The organism is Candidatus Limnocylindrales bacterium (assembly GCA_035626395.1).
In the GTDB taxonomy this organism is placed as follows: domain Bacteria; phylum Desulfobacterota; class Binatia; order UBA1149; family CAITLU01; genus DASPNH01.
In genome coordinates, this window is record DASPNR010000042.1 from 821,565 (window position 1) to 837,702 (window position 16,138).

8 protein-coding genes are annotated in these 16,138 nt (G+C 67.4%); 4 read left to right on the top strand and 4 right to left on the bottom strand.

Annotated elements, in window-relative coordinates; translation table 11 throughout:
- Nucleotides 1–939: a DUF5715 family protein gene (locus VEC57_19165; GenBank protein ID HYC01261.1), complete on the top strand. Its 939-nt coding sequence runs from the start codon at nucleotides 1–3 to the stop codon at nucleotides 937–939.
- Nucleotides 940–1,378: 439 nt separating this feature from the next.
- Here VEC57_19165 and VEC57_19170 read toward each other — a convergent pair whose 3' ends face one another.
- Together VEC57_19170 and VEC57_19175 are read right to left on the bottom strand one after the other, a co-directional pair.
- A complete protein-coding gene (locus VEC57_19170; protein HYC01262.1) occupies nucleotides 1,379–2,551 on the bottom strand; it encodes a glycosyltransferase family 4 protein in 1,173 nt (390 codons plus the stop codon).
- Entirely contained in the window at nucleotides 2,548–4,041 is a 1,494-nt protein-coding gene (locus tag VEC57_19175; GenBank protein HYC01263.1) for an oligosaccharide flippase family protein, read from the bottom strand. The genes VEC57_19170 and VEC57_19175 overlap by 4 nt, the downstream gene beginning before the upstream one ends.
- Before the next feature lie 51 nt (nucleotides 4,042–4,092).
- Between VEC57_19175 and VEC57_19180 the strand changes: the two genes are divergently transcribed.
- Nucleotides 4,093–5,208, top strand: coding sequence for a glycosyltransferase family 1 protein (locus VEC57_19180; GenBank protein ID HYC01264.1), 1,116 nt, complete (start codon nucleotides 4,093–4,095; stop codon nucleotides 5,206–5,208).
- Nucleotides 5,209–5,760: 552 nt separating this feature from the next.
- Here the strand turns inward: VEC57_19180 and VEC57_19185 are convergent.
- Nucleotides 5,761–7,854: a hypothetical protein gene (locus tag VEC57_19185; protein ID HYC01265.1), complete on the bottom strand. Its 2,094-nt coding sequence runs from the start codon at nucleotides 7,852–7,854 to the stop codon at nucleotides 5,761–5,763.
- 310 nt (nucleotides 7,855–8,164) lie between these two features.
- Between VEC57_19185 and VEC57_19190 the strand changes: the two genes are divergently transcribed.
- The gene (locus tag VEC57_19190; protein HYC01266.1) at nucleotides 8,165–9,172 is read left to right on the top strand and encodes a cysteine synthase A; all 1,008 of its coding nucleotides are present in this window, start codon (nucleotides 8,165–8,167) and stop codon (nucleotides 9,170–9,172) included.
- Between the two features lie 87 nt (nucleotides 9,173–9,259).
- Here the strand turns inward: VEC57_19190 and VEC57_19195 are convergent, their stop codons facing one another.
- The gene (locus tag VEC57_19195) at nucleotides 9,260–11,173 is read right to left on the bottom strand and encodes a pectin acetylesterase-family hydrolase (GenBank protein ID HYC01267.1); all 1,914 of its coding nucleotides are present in this window, start codon (nucleotides 11,171–11,173) and stop codon (nucleotides 9,260–9,262) included.
- Nucleotides 11,174–11,517: 344 nt separating this feature from the next.
- On the opposite strand from VEC57_19195, the gene VEC57_19200 reads away from it, so the two are divergent.
- A complete protein-coding gene (locus VEC57_19200) occupies nucleotides 11,518–16,008 on the top strand; it encodes a hypothetical protein (GenBank protein HYC01268.1) in 4,491 nt (1,496 codons plus the stop codon).
- The last annotated feature ends 130 nt before the right edge of the window (nucleotides 16,009–16,138 follow it).

The following is a 16,138-nucleotide window of genomic DNA, read 5'->3' on the forward strand; positions in this document are numbered from 1 at the left end:
GTGCGTGGGGACCTCCTTGCAGCGGCGGCCATTCTGGCCATGACCGTCGCGGCGGCGACAGCCGTCGCCGCGCCATCGTCGTCCGCATCCCCAGTCTCCGAGCCCGTCCTTCCGGCTCGTATCGTTCCGAAGATCATCGACGTTCCCGGCAGCCTCGGCCGTGCCCGTGCGGCGCGAGACCATGACCGCGAGCGGCTGCAGCGCGAGCTGACGCCGGCTCTGGTCGGCGAGCGATGGATCGAGGATTACGCTGATCTGGAGCGAGCTTACCGAGACGGTCTGCTGGTCGACGTGAAGAGCGATCCGGACGGTCTCGGCATCGAGCTGCGCCTGGAAGGTCCCTCGCGCATCGGCGAGCTCGTGGACGAGGACTCCATCCTTCAAACCCTGCTTTGTCGCGCGGCGCCGCCCACCGTCGGCCTGCTGTACCGGCTGGCCGACCGTATCCGCCTGATCGAAGGGGAGGCCTACGAGCCGCTGATCATCACGAGCCTGGTCAGGACCTGGAGCTACCAGCAGCGCCTTTCGGCGGTCAATCCGAACGCCGACCGCACCCGCGAAGGCATCCCGCCGACCCACGTCCTGGGTCTCGCCTTCGACATCGCGCGCAGCCCCTTGTCGGCCGAGCGCCAGAGGCTTCTGGAGTCGGTGCTGGACGAGCTGTCGGCCGACGGCGAGCTCGTCTACTACAAGGAAGGCTCGGGCCACGACTGCTATCACGTCATCGCGATGCCCAGTGCCCACGCCTCGCTGACCCGTTACTACGAGAAGCTGACGGGCCAGGATGAGCGCCGGCTGGCCTCCGGCGAGCGGCATCGCGAGCACGCGCTGCCGGCTCCGCCGTGTGTGATGTTCGGCCGCGGCCTCGAGCCTTACAGCGCCGTCTGCACGTGCGACCTGCCGGCCGATGCCGGACCCATGGCCGGCGACGGCGGCTGAGCATCGTCTTTCGCACAGGTTTGTGGGGCACGAGGCGAAGATGCACTTGCGGCCCCGGACCACACTGAGTAAGCTTCGAAAGCTCGATCCGACCGGATCGCGCTGGCCGCAAGGCCCTCCTGTTCGGAGTTCCGGTCTCGTCCCCCAGGTCCATTCTGCGCGCCGCCTGCGCGCGGCTCATTGCGTGTGAACGCCTCGCGTTCGCTGCGCTGGCCGCGTCATCGGCGCGCTCGGTCTCGACGGTGATGCCACCCGCCGTCGGGCCGTTGCAGAGGGAAGCCGTGTGCGCTGGTACCGGGGGGTCCAGCGCTCCCTCTCGCAGCGGAGCCTTGTAACGTTCCGGGGCTCAGGCGGCACTCCTGGCGGGTCGTCGCGGTTGGTAGTCCCAGCCAGCCGCGGCGGCACGTTCCTTCTGCGTGCGGTTCGCGAAGGAACGGCGCTACAGATTGGCGAGCGCGGTTTCCATGTCGCGCGAGACGCGGTCGTAGGTGAGGTTCTGCAGCGCCCATTCGCGGCCGGCGATGCCTATGCGGCGGCGAAGCGTCGGGTCGGCCAGCAGGGCCGCGAGCGCTGGGACGAAATGCTCGGGGTCGGCCAGAACGAACTCGAGACCCGGCGTCATCGCAAGGCCCTCCGCGCCGTGCGGCGTGGTCACCACGGCTTTTCCGGACATCAGCGCCTCGGCGATCTTCAGTTTGGTTCCAGAACCGGAGAGGAAGGGCGCGGCGAAGACTGCGCAGCGCTTGATGTACGACTGCACCTCGGGAACGTCGGCGAACATCTCCGCATGCGGAACCGCCGCCACCGCCTTCTGCAGCGCGGCGTCGGGACTGCGGCCGACGAGCCACAGTCGATGCTTCACCCCGGATTGCGCCAGCTCCTGCGACACCTGCAGCAGGCATTCGGCAGCCTGCGCGTTGGGCAGGTAAGCGAACGTCCCGACGAACAGCACGATGTCGGCGTCGCCGTCGCCCGCAGGCTCTCGCCGTGGCACGGCGTTCAGGACCACCGCAACATTTCCGAGGCCGAAGCGTTGCCGGTAGCTGCGCGCGTTCTCCTCGCTGGCCGCCCACACCTGGTCGGCCAGCTTCAGCGCGCGACGCTCGAGCGCCTCGGTGTTGGAGGCGAGGGCCCTGTAGGCGAACCGGACCAGCGCGCTGCCGGCGGCGGCTGCGACGCCGGCGTGAAGCTCGGATTCCACGTTCATCGTATCTGCAATGATGCGCACGCCGGGCACGCGTGAACGCAGCGGCGCGCACAGTTCGGCCAGATACGTGTCGCCCAGCACCACCACGTCGGGTCGCGCGGCGCGTACCTTGGCCGTGATGAGTCGCTCGCGCTTCGGCCACAGATAGCGTGCAGCGGGAATGGACCGCCCCGTCAGCATCGCCCGCGCAATGCGCCGTGCCCTGCCGGCCGGCGTCTCGGTGGCGGCGGGGAAGAACTCTGCGGCACGGGCCGACAGCTCGGCGGCGGCGCTCGGCTCATCGCCGACGACCATCAATTCGGTATCGTGCCGCTCGCTGAGGATCTGCCAGATCATGCGCACGCGCATGCGTCCGCCAAAATCCGGGCCCCAGGGCGAGTATGGCGCGATGTAAACGATCTTCATGATGCGCGGCCGTGCCGTCGCCTTGCCGGAGCCATCTGCGCGAGCAAGCCGAGCATGGTGCGTGTCCGTCGCGGCGCCAGCAGCGCCAGCACCGCGGCGTAGGCGCCAAACGTCGTCAGCGCCCACGCGGTAAGCGAGACGACAGAGGCCGCCGGCCATCGGGAATGCAGCAGATGCATCGCCAGCGCCGCGGCGCCTGCGGCCACCCACGGCGCTGCCACCGCCGGTGCGACGTCGAAGGCCACCGTACGACGCGCCACCGGAATGGCGGCGGCGATGGCCGGCGCCGCGGCGATCGCCGCGCAAGCCGCACCCATCGGTCCGAATGCGAGCGTGAGCGCCGTGCCCACCGACCACATGATTGCCGCCTGCGCGGCTGCCAGCGCGAACGCGTGCCGTGCATGTCCGAGCGCGCCGAGCAGCCCGAACAGAGGGAACGCGCTCGCCAGCGGCAACATCGCGATCCAGTAGGGCAGCACCAGCGGCACGGCCGCCTCCCACTGCTGGCCGAAGACGAGCTCGGGCAGGCGGTGCGCAAAGACCAGCACGACCGCGGCGGCCGGCGCAACGGCGGCATTGGCAGCGAACAGGACGTTCCCGATGAAGCCGCCGAGCTGCTCGCGGTGGTCGAGCATGCGCGAGAAGGCCGGGAGGTACACCCGCTGCATCATGAACAGCGGCAGCACCGGAGCTCGCCCGACCCACGACGCCCACGTCAGCATGCCGACGGCGGCCTCACCCGCCAGCACGCCGACGGCAACCGGAATGAACGCGTCCTTTCCCAGGGCCACCAGGGCGATGCCTTGGAAGGGCACGCCGAAGGCAAGGTGACGGCGCAGGCGCGGCCACGACAGGCGCCAGCCCGCCGGCCACGGTGCGGCGGCGTGCGCGAGAATGGCTCCGGTCATGGTACGCGCCAGGAGTGCGAAGCCCAGACTGACGGCCGCGCCGAAGCCGGCCAGGGCCAGTCCGACTGCGGCCGCGTTGAAGATCAGCGCCTGTCCTACCTCGATCACCGCCAGACGATCGAATTGCAGGTGCCGCTCCAGCCGGATCGACGGCACCGTCTGCAGCGATGCCGGCAGCAGCGCCAGCGCCGCCAGGCGGATGACCAGAGCGACGTCGTCGCTGCGGTCGTAGGCCGACGCAAGCGCAGGCGCCATCGTCCACGCCACCGCGATCGCCGCCGCCACGAACAGCTGCTGCGCGGTGAAGACGCTGCGATAGTCGTCGATCTCCGGCTCGTGCGGCTGGCGTACCAGCGCCGCGCCGAGGCCGACGTCGGAGACGAGATAGAGCACGCTCCACGCCATGACGACGATGGCGTAGATTCCGAACTCCTCCACGCTCAGGATGTTGGCCAGCGCCACTGCGCCGGCGCCGTGCAGCGCCTGGGACAGGACCTGGCGCGTGGCCAGCGCACCGGCCGCTCGCGCCGTTGCGCGCCTGATCGCCGACGGCGAGAGCAGTGGCGGAGCGGGAGGCGCCATCGGTGTCATCGACGATCGCGATCGGCTAGACGGGCCATTCTCGTGCGCTTCTTGATCAGTCTTCTCGCGCTCCGTCCAGGGCGTATCGGTGGCACCGAGACGTACATCCGCGAGCTGCTGGCGGCTCTGCCTGCCTGCATGGGCGAAGACGAGGCCGCCGTCCTTCTTTCCAGGCACATCGCCGACGACGTGCCGACGCCGGGTCTGGGCCGGATCCTCGTCGATGCCACGCCGCCGGTGCTGATGGCGCAGCGGATGGCCGAGGCATTCACGCCGTATCGTGCCCGCCACATCGAGCGCGTGATCAAGACCTTCGCGCCCGATGCGATCCTGTTCCCGCAGATCTCCATCTTTCCCAAGCTCGTCCAGGCGCAGGCGGTGATCACCGTCGGTGACGTGCAGCACCTGGTGCATCCCGGCAACTTCGCGCTGGTCGACCGTCTGTTCCGTCGGGCTATCTATCCGTACAGCTTCGAGAGGGCGGCGATCGTTCTGTCGATGTCCGTCCATACTCGCGAGCAGCTCATCGAGCTCGCGAACGTCAGCGCCGGCAAGATTCGCGTCGTGCCGCTCGGAGCCGGCGTGGCCGCCGGCTCGCGCGCCGGCGTTCCCGTGCAGGCTCCCTATCTGTACTTCCCCGCCGCCACCAATGTGCACAAGGGGCACGACGTGCTGCTGCGCACGTTCGCCGCCGCCGTGCGCGAGCACGCGCTGCCGCACACGCTGGTGCTGACGGGGCAGCAGACCACGCACTGGCGCACGTTGAAGCGCCAGATCGCGCAGCTCGGCATCGCCGACCGTGTCATCCATCTCGGGTTCGTGGCGCGCGACACCGTCGGCTCGCTCTACGCTGGCGCCGATGCGGTCGTGTTCCCGACGCGCTTCGAAGGATTCGGGTTGCCAGTGCTGGAGGCGGCCAGCGCCGGTGCGAAAGTCATCGCGTCCGATCTTTCGGTATTCGAGGAGGTCGGGGCCCGCGGCGTGCTGAACATCGATTTCGAGGACCCGCGCCAGCTGGTTTCGGCGCTGGCGGCCGAGCAGCGCGCGAGCCTCGGAGAGCAGGCGTGGACCTGGGAGCGCACGGCACGTGCGACACTGGAGGCGTTGCGCGATGCGGGGCAGGGCGTGTCGGTCGGAAGAGGGAAATGGAGGCGCCGTACGCAGTAGGGGGAGGGCGGCCTGCGTACGACGCCTCGAGAGTCGAAGGCTCCAGGCACGAGCTCAGGGGAGATGGGGAAAGCCGTGCTCCCTCCGACTCACTTGTTCGCGGCCGCGCGCGTCACGACGGAAGCTGCGCCGGTCGACAAAAGGACAACGAAAACGAACCCTTCTTTTTCGCGGGCCGCGTCGGTTCCGGCCACGCGCTACTTTCTTACAGCGGTGTAACCAGACCAACAAGAGGGTTTGCGGGGGCAGCGAAAAAAAGAACGGAGGACCGGGTGCGGTGTGTTGCGTGCGGCTGCTGCCTCGCGATGGCGTCAGATGCGGCGGACGGTGTGGTGGTGAGGTGCCGCGCGCAGAAGGGGGAGGGCGGCCTGCGCGCGGCACCTCGTTGTCGGAAGTTGCAGCGCGCGAGGCTTGGGGGAGGGGGACAACCCGCACGCACTTCCGACAAGCTGTGGTCAACGTTCTACATACACATCCATTTCACGGCGGCCATGTCCGTCCTGTCCAGCCGCGTGCTGTGCAGTGCATGGCTTTCACCATGCGCCGTCAGCGCTAGTCGGGACAGTTGGAGCCGCCGGGGAAGTTGTACGTGACGCTGTGATCATTGGCACACCGCGGCTCGAATTCAACATTCAGCGCCACCACTCCTGGGCCCGGAAGACCCGACGAGCTGTTGATCGCGGGACTGTTGGAGGCAGCGATGCAGAAGATGTTGCTGAGCGTTCCGCCAAAGTGTCCGCCGGTGGCGCCGACCTCGATGGTGTCGGGATAGCACGCGCGATTCTCGAGGAGGCTACAATTGCCCGCATTCAGGGCCTGGCACTCGGCGTCTGTGATGCATGTCAAATAGCCACGGCCGCTCGCGCGTACCTCACCGTCGCAATACGATTGGATCGGTCCGAGCGTGCAAGTGCTGTTATCGCCGCACAAATAATCTTCACACTGGTTCGGCTCGACGCCCGCACCGCCGCCTGCCGTGCACGACCCGAGTCCTGCAGCCGCGCACTCCGCATGCGACTTGCAGCCGAACGAGGCATCGCCCGAACATGCGCGGCAATGGCACATCGCTCCGACGGGCTCATCGCACGGCAACGACGCCACATTCGACTGATCTTCGGTGGTGTAGTTCTGCACGATATGGATGCCGGCGCCGCCGATATTCGTGGACGGATGCGGCGGACAATCGAAGCTGATCGGGCCAAAGGTGGGGTGCAGAGAATTTTCGTCGCACGCCAGATTCGGCCGCTGTCCGCCCGCGCAGGTGCCGTTGCGCTGGCCGTCGTTGGGGGTGACGTCGCCGGTGCACTGCGGGCAGGGAACCGTCAGCGTGTTGCCGCCGGTGTGGATGATCGCATTCAGCTCCAGCGATGCATCCCAGACGCCGTTGCCGATATCGGCGGTCCCGGTCAGCTCCTCGGTGATGCGATTCATCACGCAGACCGGGATGCCGCCGGAGGACAGCGGCAGCGGCGGGCCGAACAGGCAGGCGCAGGTATTGTTGACGGCGCCGCAATCGGAGTCCGCGCCGTTGATCGTATCGCAGAAAATCGTGGGATCGCTGATGCAACGGCAGCTCGAGGTGGCGGCCGTCTTGGTCAGCTCGAGCCGAACCTCGCACGCCGCACAATCGGCGTCGCACTCGAGCCGCGCCGGATCCGGATAGACGTCGGGCAGGTCCACGTTGTGCGCGGTGCCGGTCCAGCCCGTGCTGAGGAAGGTATCGGTGAGCTGCACTCCAGGGCCACCATTGAGCCGCCGAACGACCTGATCGATGGGGCAGTCATTCGGCAGCTCGTATGCCATGGCCGCCAGACCCGATCCCGAACGATCGGCCACGACGTCGGCAACGCAGCTCTGCAGCTGCGCCACGCTGTCGCCGCAGGAGCCGAGCGCGTCGAGCTCGTGACGCGAGTCGATTGCAGGAAAGTCGTCGATGTCGCATGACGAGGCGATGCCGGCCTTTATCGCGTCGATGGTCGCGGCAATCTTGCCGTTGGGATCGTCGCCTTCGCAGCCGTAGTCGAGGCCGCTGGCCGCCTTGTCGAGCGCGGTCTGGCATTTCACGCGCTCACCGACGATGGTCGGGAGCGCCTTGGAGAGACCCGAGGCGATGGCGCGATGGCAACCGCGTGCATCGCTGGGAAGCGGCGTATCGGGAGTGCCCATCGTGTCGTGCAGCGCGTTTCGCACCACGCCGTCGGCCGACGCGATCATGCATGCAGCGAGCTCGCTGAAGTCGTCGATGCCGGTGGTGGCGCCGCCGTCGTCCGACAAGTGGCCGGGCGAGAGGCAGCGGCCGTAGTTGGAGAGGACCGTATTGATGGGCGAGCCACCCGGAGCGCACTTGCCCGTTATGGCCGCCGTGACCTTGTCGCGCGCCTTGCCGAGCTTGCCATCCAGGTCAGCGCCCGGATTGTTGCAGTCGACACCGCCGCCGATGACGCCGGCGTCGCGCTGCGTATGACACTTGGCTGCCGACTTCAGAAGCGTCTTGACGTACTTGCCGACGCTCTTGCCGATGGCTGAGCGACACGCGGTCTCGGCGCTGCTCTGGGCGCTGGCCGTAGAGGGGGCCGAAGCGAAAGCGCCCGACAGAACGAGAGTGAAACAGAAAGCGGTTGTGGGGGTGGTGAAAGATTTGCGCATGTCCGATCTCCTCGACATCGCCGCCCTCTTTTTTTGGCATATGCGGCGTGCGCAGACGCGAGCGAAATTCACGTCTCCTTTCGTTCCCTACAGGGGTGTTACCAAAGCAACAATGGGGTTCCACCATTAGGAAGCGAATTTTTTCGCCCCTTGCATGACCAGTGAAAAAACCGTGGCAGGCGCCGTGGTTGACGGACGACAAACAAAGCAGGTCCGAAGCTGACCGATCTGCAACGCAGAAATGCACGACGTTGCCTTTGTTCCACCGCGAAGGGCCGCATAGCTTCGACACAAACGCCGGAGGTTCAGCGTGGATATCTGCAGCGGGTTCGTGCAAGCGATCGGTCGAACGCCATTGATACGGCTGCGCGGCCCGTCGCTGGCCACCGGCTGCGACATCCTGGGCAAGGCCGAATTCCTCAACCCCGGAGGTTCGGTCAAGGATCGTACCGCCTGGTTCCTGATCGAGGACTTCGAAGAGCGTGGCCTCCTGGGCCCTGGCGGCGTGATCGTCGAAGGGACCGCCGGAAACACCGGCATCGGCATCGCGCTGGTTGCCGCGGCGCGCGGGTATCGCGCCGTCATCGTGATGCCCGAGACGCAGAGTGCCGAGAAGAAGGAGACGCTGCGGCTGTTCGGCGCCGACCTTCGGCTCGTGCCAGCCGTTCCATACAAGAACCCGGGCAACTACGTTCACGTCTCCGAGCGCCTGGCCAAGGAGCTGGCGGCGAGCGAGCCGGGCGGCGCCGTCTGGGCGCAGCAGTTCGACAACACCGCCAACCGCCGCGGCCACCATCGCACCACCGGCCCGGAGATCTGGCAGCAGACCGACGGGCGCATCGACGGCTTCGTCTGCGCCGTCGGCACGGGCGGAACGCTGGCCGGCGTCGGCAGCTTCCTCAAGGAACGAAACCCGCAGATCAAGATTGCCATCGCCGATCCGATGGGAGCGGCGCTGTATGCGTACTACACGCGCGGCGTGCTGGAGAGCCAGGGAAGCTCCATCACCGAAGGGATCGGGCAGGGCCGCATCACGGCGAACCTGCAGGACGCTCCGGTCGACCTGGCGTTCCAGATCGCGGACGAGGAAATGCTTTCGTACGTCTTCTCCCTGCTGCGCGAAGAAGGGCTGTGCGTGGGCGGATCCACCGGTGTCAACGTCGCCGGCGCGGTGCGCCTTGCCCGCGAGCTCGGCCCCGGCCACACCATCGTCACCATCCTTGCCGACGGCGGTCAGCGTTATCAGAGCAAGCTGTTCAATCCGGCGTATCTGCGAGCGCTGGGGCTGCCGGCGCCCGACTGGCTCGAGCTGGGCTGACCGGCGGCCACCGCCGGCAAAAGAAAAGGCCGGGCATGCTCGCATGCCCGGCCTTCGTCTGTCAGCGGCGCGCCGCTGGTCGGCTGATCACTCCGCGCAGTTCACTTCATTGCAGTCGCAAATCGTGGGCGCGCAGGTGACGGTGTCGTTGTTGGCGTAAGGAGCGTTGCTCGTGTCCGGGTCGTTCTCGCACGAGCCGCCGGGGCAGTCGGCGCCGCTGGTGCACAGCCCGCCGGCGTTGGTGCCGCCCTGGCACGAGTTCGTCAGGTTGCAGTCGCCGCCGGTGTTGTTGCAGTCGGCGTTGACCCAGCCCGTGTTCGAGATCATCGCGTTGACGAAGTCGAGGATGCGCACGGGGTTGCCGTCCGCGTCGCGGCTCTTCGTCTCGGTGTAGATCTTGTCCGAGCCGAACATGGTGTGGCGCGACCCGGCGCCGGTGAAGTACCGGTAGTTCGGCGATGCCGCCGCGATCTGCGACTTGAAGTCGCGCATGCACTGGTTCCACTGGCAGGTCGGAACCCACCAGTTGCCCCAGGCCGCCACGTTGTCCGGGTTCTTCATGACCTGGAAGAAGTTGCACTGGCTGCCGCCGCCGCCGTCGTACGAGGAGTCGTAGTGAGCGAAGCGGGCATTGGGGAAGCGTGCCGCCAGGCCATTGGTCAGCTCCACGATCGAGAGCTGGGTGACCGGAGGCTCGACGCCCGGAATGTCGGTCGGCAGAACCTCTTCGACCTTCCACGAGCTCTGGATGTAGCTGTCGAGCCACTCCTTGGTGATCACGCCCACGCCGCCGTCGCCGAGGACGGAGAAGTCGGCCGACGGCCACACGTCGCGGATCAGGTAGTACGAGTTCATGATCGCGCCGTAGGAGCCGGCGCTGGAGCCGGTGACGAAGACCGCCTCGGGATCGAGGAAGTGCTCGCGCGCCCATTTCTCCACGACCGCCGCATTGGTGCGGCCGCGGTGATAGGCGGTGCTGCCCGATCCATACGTCGTGCTGTTGGCGCCGCCCCAGTGCACGTCGCAGCTGCAGTAGGTCACGAAGACCACGCTCCAGTTGCGGAAGGGGTTGTCGGGATTGTCGAGGTCGGCGAACCCGGTGCCGACCAGCTCGGGATTGTCGCCCGCATCGGCCGTGCGCGAGCAGGTGCCGATGCCGAAGCAGCTGGCGTTGTTCCAGCAGGCGCCGCCGCCCTGGTAGTACATGAGGATCTTGTTCTCGTCGCCGCTGTGGCCGCGGCGCGCGAAGAACAGGTAGGGATCGCCGTCGACGCACGCCGGCTTGAGGTCCTTGCCGAGGTACGGAACGGTGCTGCCGGGAACGATGGTCTGGGCGGTCGTCGGGTAGTCCGGCGCGGTCGTGGTACGCTCGTGAACCTCGCTCAGTGCGTCGGCAAGCGCCTCGTTCATCGCGGTCTCGTCGCCGGCAGCGCAGGCGACCCCCGCATCGGCCACGATCGCGTCGAGCGTGGCGTCGAGCGCCGTGGCCAGCTCGCTCAGCGACGCGTTGAGGATGGCCTTGTCGGCGTCCTTCGACGGGTCCTTGATGTACTTGCCGTGCGCCTTGGTCGCGGCGCTGAGGTACTTGCCGATGGCGCCGATCTGCTTCTGGACGCAGGCCGACACGTCGTCGTCATTGAGGTCCAGGCCGCTGGTGAGGCCTGCGACCGCCGCCTGCACCAGGCCGGTGACGTCCAGTCCGAGGCCCTCGCTGCTGGAGGTGGCCTCGTCGCACGAAGAAGACTTCTTGGCGGCAGTGGCCTCGGTCTTGTCCCACGCAGCGTCGAGCTTGGCCTGGGAAGCCGCAATGTCGGCGGTGGGATCTTCGCCGGTTTTCACCTGACCGGCCAGCGCCTTGGCAACGGCAGCCGCGTGCTTGCCGAGGGCCTGCTGCTTCTTGGCGACGCACACGTTGGCCGGATAGGGGCCGGCCTGGGCGGACGTCGCTGCGACCGCCACGCTCACGAGCGCGGTCGCGAACAAAGTTCTGGTTCGAATCATGGTCGTCTCCGATGGTTTCTGGTGAGGCCGGCAGAACGGTATCGGATGACGCCGCTCCCTCCCCCGGCAAACTGGCCGAAGGTAGGCGCCAAGCGTGGTCGAAGCAAGAAGCGAACTAGGGGGAGAGCACAGAGCGGCCGAGTCGCGTACTTTATGGCCGTCCCAGCTCCTGCCGCCATCGCGAACGCGATCCGCGACTAGCCGCAATGACGCGTCGCGCCGTGCTGGTGGATGCGGCGATGCATCATTTTCTGTTGTCTCAGCCCTCCGGTCTGTTTACACGCTAGGCAGCATCTCCGGGCCGCGAGGGGCGGTCCGGCCTTCCTGGGAGGGAATCGCACAGAATGATCGCTTTCAATCGGCGCCGCCGCGTGGCGCTCCTCGTCCTTGCGGCCGCACTTGTGACGGCCACCACCGGCGCGGTCGCCGCTCCGCCCTCCTACACGCTCTTCGAGTCGGGGCAGGTCCGCCCGCTGGCGATGTCGCCCGACGGTACGCTGCTGTTCGCGTGCAACACGCCCGACGCGCGCCTCGAGGTCTTCTCGATCACCGGCGGCGGCCTGGCGCACGTCGGTGCCGTGCCGGTCGGGCTGGAGCCGGTGGCCGTTGCCGCGCGCAGCAACACCGAGGTCTGGGTCGTCAACCACCTCTCCGACAGCGTCAGCATCGTCGACGTCTCGACGCCGTCGGCTCCACGCGTCACGCGCACGCTGCTGGTAGGCGATGAGCCGCGAGACATCGTCTTCGCGGGGAGCTCGGGAAATCGCGCGTTCATCACGACGGCGCATCGCGGGCAGAACGGCGGCTTCGACCCGCAGCTGACCACCGCCGGCATCGGCCGCGCCGATGTCTGGGTCTTCGATGCCAGCAATCTCGGCAGCACGCTCGGCGGTACGGCGCTGACGCGCTTGACGCTTTTCGGCGATACACCGCGCGCCCTCACGGTCAGCCCCGACAAGAGCACGGTGTACGCAGCGGTCTTTCATTCGGGCAACAAGACGACGACCCTGAACGAGGGCCGCATTCCCAATGGCGGCCAGGCCGCCGGCGGCTTGCCGGCGCCCAACACCGATCACACAGGCCGAGCGCAGCCCGAGGTGGGGCTCATCGTCAGGCACAACGGCACGGCATGGGTGGACGAGCTCGGCCGCAACTGGTCGAGCCACGTCATGTTCAACCTGCCCGACAACGACGTGTTCCTGATCAACGCGAACACGGACCCGCCGAGCGCGGTCGCCGGCGCCGCCGGCCTGCGCAAGAGCGTCGGCACGATCCTGTTCAACATGGCGACCAATCCGGTCTCGGGAAAGGTCTACGTCTCCAACCTGGAGTCGCGCAACGAGGTCCGCTTCGAAGGTCCGGGCATCTTCGCCGACACCACCGTTCGCGGGCACATCGCCGAGAGCCGCATCACCGTCATCGACGGCACGACCATCACCCCACGCCACCTGAACAAGCACATCAATTACGACAGCTGCTGCGCCCCCAACCCCAGCACCGAGAATTCCAATTCCCTGGCGTTCCCGTTGGAGATGGTGGTGTCGTCGGACGGCGCGACCATGTATGTCGCGGCGCACGGCTCGAGGAAGATCGGCGTCTTCTCCACCGCCGAGATCGAGAGCAACACGTTCGTTCCCGACGATGCCGACCACATCGCGGTCACCGGCGGCGGTCCCGCCGGCCTGGTGCTGGACGAGGCACGCGGGCGGCTGTACGTGCTGACGCGCTTCGACAACTCGGTCTCCATCGTCAACACGGCGCTCGGCGTGGAGACGGCGCACGTGCCTCTCCACAATCCCGAGTACGAATCGATCACGGCCGGCCGCCGCTTCCTCTACGACGCCGCCCACACCTCCAGCCACGGCGATTCGGCGTGCGCCAGCTGCCACATCTTCGGCGACTTCGACTCGCTGGCCTGGGACCTGGGCAATCCGGACGACGAGCTGCTCAACAACCCCGGCCCGTTCGTCGTCGGCCCGTTCAACGATCCCGACTTCCATCCCATGAAAGGCCCCATGACCACGCAAAGCCTGCGCGGCATGGACAACCACGGCCCCATGCACTGGCGCGGCGACCGCACCGGCGGCAACGACGCGTCCTCAGCGCAGCCCAACAGCGGCGCGTTCGACGAGGATGCGAGCTTCAAGAAGTTCAACGGGGCCTTCTCGGGACTGCTCGGCCGCGCCTCCGACCTGACTTCCGAGGAGATGCAGCAGTTCACCGATTTCATCCTGCAGGTGAACTATCCGCCCAACCCGATCCGCGCGCTCGACAACACCCTGACGGCGGCGGCGCAGTCCGGCAGCAACTTCTTTTTCGGCGCCACTTCCGACACGTTCCAGAACTGCAACGGCTGCCACGTCACCAACGCCGCCGGCAATGCCCAATTCGACATCGAACGACCTGGTTTCTTCGGCTCCGACGGGCGCAGCAGCTTCGAGAACGAAACGCAGATCTTCAAGGTGGCCCACCTGCGCAACATGTACCAGAAGGTCGGCATGTTCGGCATGGCCTCGGTCGGCTTCTTCAACTCGGGCGACAACGGGCACAAGGGCGATCAAATCCGCGGCTTCGGCTTCCTGCATGACGGCAGCACCGACACGCTGTTCCGTTTCCACCAGGCCACCGTCTTCAACCAGGGGAGCTTCAACAGCGGCGGGTTCTCCTCCGACACGCAGAGGCGCAACATGGAGCAGTTCATGCTCCAGTTCCCGAGCAACCACGCGCCGATCGTCGGGCAGCAGATCACCCGCACCTCCACCAACGGTGCCACCGTCGATCCTCGCATGACGCTGCTGGTGCAGCGCGCCACCGCCGGCGAGTGCGATCTGATCGCCAAGGGAACCGTTGCCGCGGAGGCTCGCGGCTGGGTGTTCAGCAGCGGTAGCTTCACCAGCGATCGCGCCTCCGAGGGCACGATCAGCGACGCCTCGCTGCGCGCACTCGCCAACACGGCCGGCCAGGAGATCACCTACACGTGCACGCCGCTGGGCTCGGGCGTGCGCGCCGGCATCGATCGCGACGAAGACGGCTACCGGGACCGCGACGAGCTCGACGCCGGTGCCAATCCGGCCAACCCCAACAGCTATCCGGGCAGCGAGCCCACCTGCGGCGATGGAATCCAGGATGCCGGCGAGCAGTGCGACAACGGCAACGCCAACAGCGACACGACGCCCAACGCCTGCCGCGAGGACTGCACGCTCCCAGGATGCGGCGACGACGTCACCGACAGCGGCGAGCAGTGCGACGACGGCGGCGACAACAGCGACACCGTGCCGAATGCCTGCCGGGAGGATTGCACGCTGCCGAGCTGCGGCGACGATGTCGTCGACAGCGGCGAGCAGTGCGACAACGGAGGCGACAACAGCGACACGGTCCCGAACGCGTGCCGCACCGACTGCAGCAACGCCCACTGCGGCGATGACGTCGTCGACAACGGCGAGGCCTGCGACGACGGCGGCGACAACAGCGACACGGCCCCCAACGCGTGCCGCACGAGCTGCGCGCTGCCGTTCTGCGGCGACGATGTCGTCGACAGCGGCGAGCAGTGCGACGACGGCGTGGCCAACAGCAACACGCTGGGCGATGCCTGCCGCACCTCGTGCACGCTGCCGTCCTGCGGCGATGACGTCGTCGACAGCGGCGAGGAATGCGACAACGGCGGCGACAACAGCAACACCGCCCCCAACGCCTGCCGGAGCGACTGCGATGCGCCCTCCTGCGGCGACGGCGTCACCGACAACGGCGAGGGCTGCGACGACGGCAATGGCATCGACGACGACGCGTGCCGCAACAACTGCTCGCTGGCCAGCTGCGGCGACGGCGTGGTGCAGACGGGCGAGGAGTGCGACGACGACAACGAGTCCAACACCGATGCCTGCCTGAACACCTGTCTGGACGCGAGCTGCGGTGACGGTTACGAGCAGGCGAGCGTGGAGGAATGCGACAACGGCATCCTCAACGACGACCAGACGCCGAATGCGTGCCGCGAGAACTGCACCGATCCGGAGTGCGGCGATGGCGTCACCGACAGCGGCGAGGCCTGCGATGACGACAACGGCGCGACCGGCGACGGCTGCCGCCCCGACTGCACCAGCGAAGTGTGCGGCGACGGCATCCGCGACGCCGGTGAGACCTGCGACGGCAGCCAGCTCGGCGGGCAGAGCTGTTCGGGCCTCGGCTACAGCAGCGGAACGCTCGGCTGCACGATGGGCTGCAACTACGACACCTCGGGTTGCATCACCGACCCGTACTGCGGCGACGGCATGATCAACGACACCGGCGAGACCTGCGACGGCAGCAACCTGGGCGGCCTGACCTGCGCCGACCTTGGCTACGTCGGCGGCGCCCTGAGCTGCACCGGCCAGTGCGGGTACGACGAGATCGGCTGCTACCGCGCCTTCAACACCAAGTCGATCAAGCTCAGCGCGCTCAATGCGGGACCGGGCCAGCAGAAGCTCAAGCTCGGCAGCGACTCGATGATCGGCACCGGCGTCGTGTTCAACCCCTTCACCGAAGAGACGCAGATCGTGCTATCGGAGGAAGGCGAGGTGGTGTGGTCGGCCGTCATTCCGGCCGGCAGCGCCAACTGGAGCCTGGCGGGCAACACGGTCAAGTGGAAGTCGAAGACGGATCCGAGCGGTCTGATGACGCTGTCGGTCGGACTTGCCGGGCAGCCGTTCGCGGTCAAGTTCAAGGCCAAGTACGCAACCGTCGAAGGTGCAGCGTTCGCTTCGCCGCTCGAGGTCACGTTCCGCGTCGGCGACGATACGTTCTTCGGGACGGTGCCGTGTACGACGCATATCGATGGCGACAAGATGTACTGCCGTTTCTGATTCAAGAGCGGGGCGGCCTCGCATAGCGCCCCGTCTACTTCGTTGGACGGCTCGGGGCTCGCTCCAGCGGGCCTCCAGCCCGCTTGCGCTCACGCCTCGCCGTCCGCCTCGTATCCGTGGCACTCTGCGC